Annotated in this window: 10 protein-coding genes; 4 read left to right on the forward strand and 6 right to left on the reverse strand. The window is 69.5% G+C overall.

Annotation, left to right across the window (positions count from 1 at the left end; translation table 11 throughout):
- Positions 1-742 (forward strand): hypothetical protein (locus tag DVH02_RS07405; RefSeq protein WP_114622897.1); only part of this gene is annotated, 742 nt, incomplete at its 5' end.
- 414 nt (positions 743-1,156) lie between these two features.
- Here the strand turns inward: DVH02_RS07405 and DVH02_RS07415 are convergent.
- Positions 1,157-1,891: a TetR/AcrR family transcriptional regulator gene (locus tag DVH02_RS07415; protein ID WP_114622899.1), complete on the reverse strand. Its 735-nt coding sequence runs from the start codon at positions 1,889-1,891 to the stop codon at positions 1,157-1,159.
- A 147-nt stretch (positions 1,892-2,038) separates the two neighbouring features.
- Between DVH02_RS07415 and DVH02_RS07420 the strand changes: the two genes are divergently transcribed.
- On the forward strand, positions 2,039-2,842 hold the full coding sequence (locus DVH02_RS07420) for a siderophore-interacting protein (RefSeq protein ID WP_114622900.1): 804 nt from the start codon (positions 2,039-2,041) through the stop codon (positions 2,840-2,842).
- Between the two features lie 119 nt (positions 2,843-2,961).
- Here the strand turns inward: DVH02_RS07420 and DVH02_RS07425 are convergent, their stop codons facing one another.
- On the reverse strand, positions 2,962-3,330 hold the full coding sequence (locus tag DVH02_RS07425; protein WP_114622901.1) for a metal-sensitive transcriptional regulator: 369 nt from the start codon (positions 3,328-3,330) through the stop codon (positions 2,962-2,964).
- Between the two features lie 265 nt (positions 3,331-3,595).
- Between DVH02_RS07425 and DVH02_RS07430 the strand changes: the two genes are divergently transcribed.
- On the forward strand, positions 3,596-4,216 hold the full coding sequence (locus DVH02_RS07430; protein WP_114622902.1) for a DUF47 domain-containing protein: 621 nt from the start codon (positions 3,596-3,598) through the stop codon (positions 4,214-4,216).
- Between the two features lie 5 nt (positions 4,217-4,221).
- Positions 4,222-5,220, forward strand: coding sequence for an inorganic phosphate transporter (locus DVH02_RS07435; protein WP_114622903.1), 999 nt, complete (start codon positions 4,222-4,224; stop codon positions 5,218-5,220).
- A gap of 176 nt (positions 5,221-5,396) precedes the next feature.
- On the opposite strand, the gene pstB is transcribed toward DVH02_RS07435, so the two are convergent.
- From pstB to pstS, 4 genes are all read right to left on the reverse strand, one after another.
- Complete coding sequence (pstB, locus tag DVH02_RS07440; protein ID WP_114622904.1) at positions 5,397-6,173, reverse strand: phosphate ABC transporter ATP-binding protein PstB; 777 nt, start codon at positions 6,171-6,173, stop codon at positions 5,397-5,399.
- 56 nt (positions 6,174-6,229) lie between these two features.
- Positions 6,230-7,309: a phosphate ABC transporter permease PstA gene (gene pstA / locus DVH02_RS07445; RefSeq protein ID WP_114622905.1), complete on the reverse strand. Its 1,080-nt coding sequence runs from the start codon at positions 7,307-7,309 to the stop codon at positions 6,230-6,232.
- Positions 7,306-8,307 (reverse strand): phosphate ABC transporter permease subunit PstC, encoded by a 1,002-nt coding sequence (gene pstC, locus DVH02_RS07450; RefSeq protein ID WP_114622906.1) that lies wholly within the window; start codon positions 8,305-8,307, stop codon positions 7,306-7,308. The genes pstA and pstC overlap by 4 nt, the downstream gene beginning before the upstream one ends.
- Before the next feature lie 198 nt (positions 8,308-8,505).
- The gene (gene pstS / locus DVH02_RS07455; protein ID WP_114622907.1) at positions 8,506-9,642 is read right to left on the reverse strand and encodes a phosphate ABC transporter substrate-binding protein PstS; all 1,137 of its coding nucleotides are present in this window, start codon (positions 9,640-9,642) and stop codon (positions 8,506-8,508) included.
- Positions 9,643-10,022 lie beyond the last annotated feature (380 nt).

The raw sequence follows: 10,022 nt of genomic DNA on the forward strand, positions 1-10,022 counted from the left end.
CGCCAGCAGTACGTCGGCGGCCGAGGAGCGGCCGGGGCGGGACGCCGCTTCGGTGCGCAAGGCCGCCGACGTACTGCTGGCGGCGGGGAGTTCGAAGGCCCGTACGTCGATGGAGATGGCGGCCGGGGGGACCCGGGTGACCATCAGGGGCGAGGGCGTGTACGACTTCGGGCGGCGGATGGGGCGGCTGCGTCTCGTACTGCCCAAGGACCCCACGGGCGCGGACGAGCACCGGCCCCTCACCGAACTGCTGGCGCCCGACACCCTGTACATGAAGAACCGCGGCGCCGGGGTCCCGGACGACAAGTGGGTCAGGGTCGACTCGACCGCGCTGGACGACGGCAACCTCGTCACGGGCGGCGCGACGGACCCGCTGACCGCCGCCGAGCTGCTCCGTTCCGCGACGGACGTGACGTTCGTCGCCGAGCAGGACCTGGCGGGCACCCGGGTGTGGCACTACCGGGGCGTCGCGGACATCGCGCGGGCCGCGAGGACCGCCTCGCCGTTCGCGCGCGGGGCGCTGACGGCGGCGGCGAAAGGGTTCGCCAAGGAGGCCGTGCCGTTCGACGCGTATCTGGACGAGGCCGGTCGGCTGCGCAAGGTGCGCCACCGGTTCAGCTACGTCAACCAGGGCAGCACGGTCGCGGTCGCGTCGACGACCCTGCTGTACGCCTTCGGGCAGCCGGTCACCCTCGCGCTCCCGCCGGAGGGCGACATCTACGACGGCGAGATCGGGCCCTGAGCGAGGGGCTGTGCGAGGGGCTGTGCGACGGGCCCTGAGCGAGGGGCCTGAGCGAGGGCTGTGGGGCGGCCCTGCGCGACGGGCCGGATCGGGCCGGATCGGGCCGTTACCGTCGAGGACCAACCCGGAAATGGTCCGGACGTGCCATGCGCGGCGCGTGTCGTGCTCCCTACGCTAGGGGTTCCAGACCCCGAGACAGCTCCGGGACGTCGAGACCGGCAGGAAGAGGTGACAGCACGTGGCCCCGCTGCGCACGCCGACGGTCCACGACCACGTGGCCCTCGCCGAGATCGAATGGTGCGGAGAGCTGATGATCGCCGCGTCCGCCGCCGACGGGGACCGGCTCAGCCCCGACCGTATCGACGAGGTGCTGAACGTACGGCGCGAGCGCCCCGCCCCGTCGGCCCGCGCCCATCAGTCCGCCCGGTCCGTCCGACGGCGGGAGTCCTGCGGGGGCGGATCGGTCGGTGGATCCGTGGCCGGAGGCGTGGGCGGGGAGTGAGGCGCAGGGCGGGCCGCGGTCCGCTCCGGCCCACCCGTGAGGTAGCGGGTGAGCATCGCGACCAGCTCCCTCTCCAGCGCCGCGGTGTCGAGCGGATCCGGCTCGGCGATGAGCTGGTGGACGGCGAGTTCGACCGTGGAGACCGTGAGCCGCGCGGCGGTGTACGGGTCGTCCACCCGCGCCTCCGGATGGGTCGCCAGCAGGTCGCGCACGGAGGCGACGCGCGCCCGCTCGTGCCGGGAGAGCTTCTCGATCAGCTCCGGTGACCGGGGCGCCTGCTCGAACATGACGCGGAGCAGATGCGGATCGTCCAGGTGGTTCGCGATCGCGGCGCGCACCTGGCCGCGGATGATGTCTTCGAGGGGGCCGGAGAACGGCCCTCCCGTCCGCTCGGGGCCGCCTGCCATCCCGGAGTCGAGATGCCGGATCAGCAGCTCCGCCAGGATCGCGTCCTTGTTCGGGTAGTACTGGTACAGCGAGCCGATCGAGATCCGCGCCTCCCGCGCGATGCGGTTGGTGGTCCCCGCCGCGTAGCCGTACTCGGCGAAAACGTGAGCAGCGGCGGTGAGGATGCGCTGCCTGGTGAGTTCGGCGCGGGCCTGGCGCGGCTCCTTGCGTGGCTGAAGCCGACGACGCTCCGATGTCATGGCACCTCCTGGACAGCGCGCCGAAAGCGAGTGGCGCGGGACTTGAGCAATTGCTCACAATACTGGTGCTCCGGCCCGGAATCGCAGAGCGGTGCCGGAGAGCGGAAGCGGAGAGCGGAAGCCGAAACGGAGAACGGAGGGAGAGACATGCTGCCCAAGGTGCGCGCCCCCGAGTCGCGACGCATGATCACGCTGGAGGTGCGCCGGAACACCCGGCTGACACCGGGCTTCTCGACCGTCACGCTCGGCGGCCCCGACCTGGCGCACCTGGAGCCCATGGGCTTCGACCAGACCGTACGGCTGTTCTTCCCCCGGGCGGGGCAGGACCGGCTGACGATGCCGACGCTGTCCAACGAGGCGTGGATGGCGCAGGTCCTCCTGTTGCCGAAGTCGCGCCGGCCCTGGGTGCGCAACTACACCGTCCGCCGGTTCCGGCCGGAGCTGGGCGAGGTGGACATCGAGTTCGCGCTGCACGAGACCGGCCCTGCCTCCGCCTGGGCCCGGGGCGCCGGGCCGGGGGATCCGGCGGGGATCTTCGACATGGGCGTGAGCTATCTGCCACCGGCCGATGCCGAGTGGCAGCTGCTCGCCGGGGACGAGAGCGCCGTGCCGGCGATCCTCGCCATCCTTGAGCACGCCCCGGCCTCGCTGGTCGCCGATGTCTTCCTGGAGGTGGCCTCGGGCGAGGACGTCCGTACGGACATCACCGCGCCCGACGGCGTCGAGGTGCGCTGGCTGGCCCGTGACGATCCGGCCGCCCGGCCCGGCGCGCTGGCTCTCGAAGCGGTCAGGGAGTCGTCGCCCCGGCCGGGCCGCTCCTACACCTGGGTCGCGGGGGAGTCCGCCCTGGCCACCGGAGTCCGTCGCCACCTGGTGCGCGACCGGGGGGTGCCGAAGGCCGACGTCGCGTTCTACGGCTACTGGCGGCACGGCAGGTCGAGCCCCGGCTGACCGAGGCGACCGGAGGCAACCGAGGCGGCCACAGGCGGCCGTCGGCCACCGGAAGCTCCCGGTGTCCGACGGCCGCGGCCGTGTCAGTTATGTCACGTACGTCAGATGTTTCCGCCGCGTCAGGTGCGCAACAGCCGGGCGATCGCCTTCGTCGCCTCTTCGACCTTCGCGTCGATCTCCTCGCCGCCCTTGACCGCCGCGTCGGCCACGCAGTGGCGCAGGTGCTCCTCCAGGAGCTGGAGCGCGAAGGACTGGAGGGCCTTGGTGGAGGCCGAGACCTGGGTGAGTATGTCGATGCAGTAGACGTCCTCGTCCACCAGCCGCTGCAGGCCCCGGATCTGGCCTTCGATCCGGCGCAGCCGCTTGAGGTGCTCGTCCTTCTGCTGGTGGTAACCGTGCACCCCGCGGTCGTGATCGGTGGTGACGGGGGTGGGGGATACGGAGGGCGCGTCGCTCGTGGCCGCGCCGGCCGCCTCGGTGGTCGTCATCGCGTCCTCCCGTTGTCTGACCGAAGTACTGTCCGGTTGCGCCGTCTGTGCTGGGATGTGCGGTGCTGTGTGCGGTACGGGGCGAAGTGCCGCCCGAAGGGCATATACCCCACCTGGGTATATGATACCCGTCTGTGAGCCTTGGGGCAGGGCCCTGTGCTCATCACCTTCCCCCATGAGTGACACTGGGACCGCCGGTTAGCCGTGGCCGGATGATGCGCCTAGCATCACCCCTGACCGAATCCATGTAACCCGAGGACCCCACGTGCGATTTCGTCTGACCCCCAGGGAGACGAGCTTCTACGACATGTTCGCCGCGTCCGCGGACAACATCGTCACGGGCTCCAAGCTCCTCATGGAACTCCTCGGGGCGGATTCCTCCGCCAGGGCCGAGATCGCGGAGCGGATGCGGGCGGCCGAACACGCGGGTGACGACGCGACCCACGCGATCTTCCACCAGCTGAACTCGTCCTTCATCACGCCGTTCGACCGCGAGGACATCTACAGCCTCGCCTCCCAGCTCGACGACATCATGGACTTCATGGAGGAGGCCGTCGACCTGGTCGTCCTCTACAACATCGAAGAGCTGCCCAAGGGCGTCGAGCAGCAGATCGAGGTCCTCGCCAGGGCCGCCGAGCTGACCGCCGAGGCCATGCCGCATCTGCGGACGATGAGCAACCTCACCGAGTACTGGATCGAGGTCAACCGGCTGGAGAACCAGGCGGACCAGATCCACCGCAAGCTGCTGGCCCATCTCTTCAACGGCAAGTACGACGCGATGGAGGTGCTCAAGCTCAAGCAGATCGTCGATGTGCTTGAAGAGGCCGCCGACGCGTTCGAGCACGTCGCGAACACGGTGGAGACCATCGCGGTCAAGGAGTCCTGAACCACGTGGACACCTTCGCGCTGATCGTGACCATCGGTGTCGCGCTCGGCTTCACGTACACGAACGGCTTCCACGACTCCGCGAACGCCATCGCGACCTCGGTGTCCACGCGGGCGCTGACCCCGCGCGCGGCCCTCGCGATGGCCGCGGTGATGAACCTCGCCGGGGCCTTCCTCGGCCAGGGGGTCGCCAATACCGTCAGCAAGGGGCTGATCGCCACCCCGCACGGTTCGCGGGGGATGGGCATCCTCTTCGCCGCGCTCGTCGGCGCGGTCGTCTGGAACCTGGTCACCTGGTACTTCGGGCTGCCGTCCTCCTCCTCGCACGCGCTGTTCGGCGGCATGGTGGGCGCGGCGCTGGCCGGCGGTACGGAGGTGATCTGGGGCGGCGTGCTGGAGAAGATCGTCATCCCGATGTTCATCTCGCCCGTGATCGGGCTGGTCTTCGGCTATCTGGTGATGGTCGGCATCATGTGGATGTTCCGCAGGACCAACCCGCACAAGGCCAAGCGCGGTTTTCGCATAGCGCAGACCGTGTCGGCGGCGGGGATGGCGCTCGGCCACGGTCTCCAGGACGCGCAGAAGACGATGGGCATCGTGGTGATGGCGCTGGTCATCGCCGACGTCGAGGACCAGGGCGACGCCATTCCGGTCTGGGTGAAGATCGTCTGCGCGCTGATGCTCTCGCTCGGTACGTACGCGGGCGGCTGGCGCATCATGCGCACCCTGGGCCGCAAGATCATCGAGCTGGACCCGCCGCAGGGGTTCGCGGCCGAGACCACGGGCGCGTCCATCATGTTCGGCTCGGCGTTCCTCTTCCACGCCCCGATCTCCACGACGCATGTGATCACCTCCGCGATCATGGGCGTGGGCGCGACGAAGCGGGTCAAGGCGGTGCGCTGGGGGATCGCCAAGAACATCATTCTGGGCTGGTTCATCACGATGCCGGCCGCCGCGCTGGTGGCGGCGCTGACCTTCTGGATCGTGAACCTGGCGTTCGGCTGACCGCCGTACGCGCCCGTACGACCGTGGAACGCATGGGGGCCCGCCCCCCCTGGGAGAGGGGGCGGGCCCTTCGTCTTGCGGTGGCACCGCCATGCAGCACCGCAGGACGCTTGATCGCTCTACCCGTGGACCGGACCGGACGGACCGTGCCTGGCCTGACCCGGACCGGACCGGCCTTATCCGAAGCGGCCGGAGATGTAGTCCTCCGTGGCCTGCACGGACGGGTTGGCGAAGATTCGCTCGGTCTCGTCGATCTCGACCAGCTTGCCGGGCTGCCCGACGGCCGCCAGATTGAAGAAGGCCGTACGGTCCGAGACACGCGCCGCCTGCTGCATGTTGTGCGTCACGATGACGATCGTGAAGCGCTCCTTCAGCTCCCCGATCAGATCCTCGATGGCGAGCGTCGAGATCGGGTCGAGGGCGGAGCACGGCTCGTCCATCAGCAGGACCTGCGGCTCGACCGCGATCGCGCGGGCGATGCACAGACGCTGCTGCTGGCCGCCGGAGAGACCGGAGCCGGGCTTGTTGAGGCGGTCCTTGACCTCGTTCCAGAGGTTGGCGCCCTTGAGGGACTTCTCGACGGTCTCCGCGAGGTCGCTCTTGCGGGCCGTGCCGTTGAGCCGCAGCCCCGCGGCGACATTGTCGAAGATCGACATGGTGGGGAACGGGTTCGGGCGCTGGAAGACCATGCCGACCGTACGGCGGACCGCGACCGGGTCGACGTTCGGGCCGTACAGGTTCTCGTCGTCCAGCAGCACCTTGCCCTCCACGCGGCCACCGGGGGTGACCTCGTGCATGCGGTTCAGGGTGCGCAGGAAGGTGGACTTGCCGCAGCCGGACGGGCCGATGAAGGCCGTCACGGAGCGGGGCTCCACGGTCATGGAGATGTCGTCGATGGCGCGGTGGGTGCCGTAGTAGGCGGTCAGGCCGCTGACGTCGATGCGCTTGGCCATGGGATCACTGCTTCTTTCCGGTGGGCCCCGCGGCGGCGGAGCCGGATATCGGGGCCTCAGCGGCCGGTCTTGGGTGCCTTCCAGCGGGCGATGCCGCGCGCCACCAGGTTGAGGATCATCACGAACGCGATCAGCAGCAGCGCCGCGGACCAGGCCCGGTTGATCGCCTCGACCTCACCGATCTTGTACTGCTCGTAGATGTAGAAGGGCAGCGAGGACTGGGCGCCGTTGAAGGGGTCCATGTTGATGAACTGGCTGCCGTAGACGAGCAGGATGACCGGCGCGGTCTCACCGGCGATACGCGCGATGGCGAGCATCACTCCGGTGGAGATACCGCCGATCGCGGTCGGCAGGACGACCTTGAGGATCATGCGCCACTTCGGCACGCCCAGGGCGAGGGCCGCCTCGCGCAGCTCGTTCGGCACGAGCTTGAGCATCTCCTCGGTGGAGCGCACCACGACCGGCACCATCAGGATGCTCAGCGCGATCGCGCCCATCAGCCCGGACGGTCCGATCTTGGCCATCAGCATGATCGACAGGATGAACAGACCCGCGACGATGGAGGGGATGCCGGTCATCACGTCCACGAAGAACGTGACGGCCCTGGCCAGCGCGCCCTTGCCGTACTCGACCAGGTAGACGGCGGTGAGCAGACCGATCGGGGTGGCGATCACGGTGGCGATGCCGACCTGCTCCAGCGTGCCGATCACCGCGTGGTAGACGCCGCCGTTGGGGTCGGAGCCGATGACCCCCGCCATGGAGTGCGTCAGGAAGTGCGGGTCGAGCGAGCCGATGCCGCGGCTGATGGTGGTCCACAGCAGCGAGACCAGCGGGATGACCGCGAGGACGAAGCAGACCCAGACGACGCTGGTGGCGAGGCGGTCCTTGGCCTGGCGGCGGTTCTCGACGACGGTGGTCGCGGTGTACGAGATGACGAGGAACGCCACGACGGCTATCAGGCCCCACTGGACCTTGCTGCTCAGCCCCGCGCCCGCGCCGACACCGGCGCCGATGGCGAGCCCGGCCGCCGCGAATCCGGTCGGCGCCCAGCGCGGCAGGCTGCGCTGGCTGAGGCTTCCCCGGCCGTCCGACGGATCCACCGGGGTCCGCGTGTCCTTGATGGCTGTGTGGCTCATGCGTTGGCCCCCGAGTACTCCTTGCGGCGCGCGATGATCAGCCGGGCCGCACCGTTCACCAGCAGGGTGAGGACGAAGAGGACCAGGCCGGAGGCGATCAGGGCGTCACGCCCGAGCGGGTTGGCCTCGTCGAACTTCGCCGCGATGTTCTGGGCGAACGTGGCGCCGCCCGGGTCGAGCAGATGGAGCGAGATCAGATAGTTCGGGGAGAGGACCGTCGCGACGGCCATCGTCTCGCCGAGCGCGCGGCCCAGTCCCAGCATCGAGGCGGAGATGACGCCTGAGCGTCCGAAGGGCAGCACGGAGAGCCGGATGACCTCCCAGCGCGTCGCGCCGAGCGCCAGGGCGGCCTCCTCGTTCATCCGCGGGACCTGGAGGAAGACCTCCCGGCTGACGCTGGTCACGATCGGCAGGATCATGATGGCCAGCAGGATGCCGACGGTGAGCATGTTGCGGGCCACGCCGGGCTGCGTCTGGTCGAAGACGTACGTCCAGGAGAAGTACTGGTCGAGCCAGACGTTCAGGCCGCCGAGGTACGGGACGAGGACGAGGGCGCCCCAGATGCCGTAGATGATGCTCGGTACGGCGGCCAGCAGGTCCACCACGTAGGCGAGGGGCGCGGCCACCTTGCGCGGCGCGTAGTGCGAGAGGAACAGCGCGATGCCGACAGCGATCGGAACCGCGATGACCATCGCGATGATCGAGCTGACGATCGTGCCGAAGAGCAGGACCGCGATGCCGAAGACCGGCGGGTTCGCGGAGGGGCTCCAGTCGAACGTGGTGAAAAAGTTGCCCTGGTCCTTGGAGATGGCGATGGCGGCGCGGTAGGTCAGGAACCCCGCGATCGACGCCATGACCACGAGCAGCAGAATGCCCGAACCTCTGGAGAGGCCCGAGAAGATCTTGTCGCCGGCGCGGCCCGTGGAGCTGCTGGACGAAGGACCGGCGGGGGGGACCGGCGAGGCCGGCGGGGTGTCTATCGGTGTGGTGGAAGCCATGTCTTTCCGGTCTGTGTGGGGGAGCGGGGCTCCCCTGGCGGCGGTGCACCGGATGGGGGATGGAACGGTTGGGCCGGCTGGTCCGCGGCCCGGCGGCCGGGCCCGGGGACGGTGGGAACCGCCCCCGGGAGGCCGTCCACCGGCCACCGTCCACCGGCCACCGGGCGGCTGCCCGGCGGCCGGTGCGGGAAGCGGGACTCAGCTGAGGGAGGCGACCGTCTCGCGGACCTTGGCGTTGATCTCCGCCGGGATCGGCGCGTAGCCGGCCTCGGAGAGCAGCTTCTGGCCCTCCTCCCCGGCGGTGTAGGTCAGGAAGGACTTGACCGTGGCGAGGGACGCGGGCTTGTTGCCCTTGTCGCAGGCGATCTCGTACGTCACCAGGACGATCGGGTAGGCACCGTCGGCCTTGGTGGTGTAGTCGAGGTCGAGCGCCAGGTCCTTGCCGGTGCCCTTGATCTTGGCGGCGGCGATGGCCTTGGACGCGTTCTCGGAGGTCGCCTCGACCGGGGCGCTGGCGCCGGTGTCGATCTGGACGGTGGAGATCTTCTGCGAGGTCGCGTACGACAGCTCGAAGTAACCGATGGAGCCGTCGACCTGCTTCACCTGGGCCGCGACACCGGAGGAGCCGGACGCGGCCTGGCCGCCCGGGGCGGGCCACTTCTTCTCCGCCTCGTACTTCCAGTCCGAGGAGGCGGTGGCGCCGAGGTACTTGCCGAGGTTCTGCGTGGTGCCGGAGTCCTCGGAGCGGTGGAACGCCAGGATCGCCTTGTTCGGGAGCTTGGCGTCCGGGTTCAGCTTCTTGATCGCCGCGTCGTCCCAGTTCTTGATCTTGCTGTCGAAGATCTTGGCGAGCGTGGGGGCGTCGAGGACCAGGCTGTCCACGCCCTCCAGGTGGTAACCGATCGCGATGGGGCCGCCGACCATCGGCAGGTTGATGCCCTGGCCGCCGTCCGTGCAGGTCTTCTTCGAGTCGGCGACCTCTTCGGGCTTCAGCGCCGAGTCGGAGCCGGCGAAGCCGACGGAGCCCTGGTTGAACGCGATGATGCCCTCGCCGGAGGAGGAGGACTTGTAGTTGACCTGCACGCCGGAACACGTGGCCATGTAGTTCTTGACCCAGAGGTCCATGGCGTTCTTCTGCGCGCTGGAGCCGGAGGCGAGCAGCTCACCCTTGGCGTCCTTGCACATCGCGCTCGTCGCGGCGTTGGTCGGCTTCGCCGCGTCGCCTGAGCCGTCGGTGTTGTTGTCCGAGCCGCACGCCGTGAGAACCAGGGCGCCGGAGACGGCGAGGGCACCGAGCGCGGTGGCGCGCAGCCCGTTCTTGCGCTGAAGCTTCACTTCGGGTGTTCCTTCCAGAAGCCGCCGGTGTCTTTCGTTCTACGGCGGCGTGCGAGGTGGTGGTGGGTGCGGCGGCCATCCGCGCACCGTGTAAGAGGCCGCGCGAATAGGTGGGGCGGCGTCGCGGGGCGATGGGCGGCGCCTGGCGGCGTTGTCGTCGGTCCACGACGCTCCGCGTCGCCTCCCTCCTCCGCCTTGCCATGCTTGCCCCTCACCCCGCTCCTTCCTCCACCCCACCTATCCGTGCGGCCTCTAAGGCCGAAATTAGGCAGAACAGGTGAAGCCGCCGACGGGGGCGAGTGAACGGAAGGTGAACCGTGGCGGGCGGCCTGGTGCGAGCCGGTCCCCGGCAACGCGGGAGGGCCTTCCGGGTCCGGTGG

The sequence above is a fragment of the Streptomyces corynorhini genome, from assembly GCF_003346515.1.
Taxonomy (GTDB): Bacteria; Actinomycetota; Actinomycetes; order Streptomycetales; family Streptomycetaceae; genus Streptomyces; species Streptomyces corynorhini.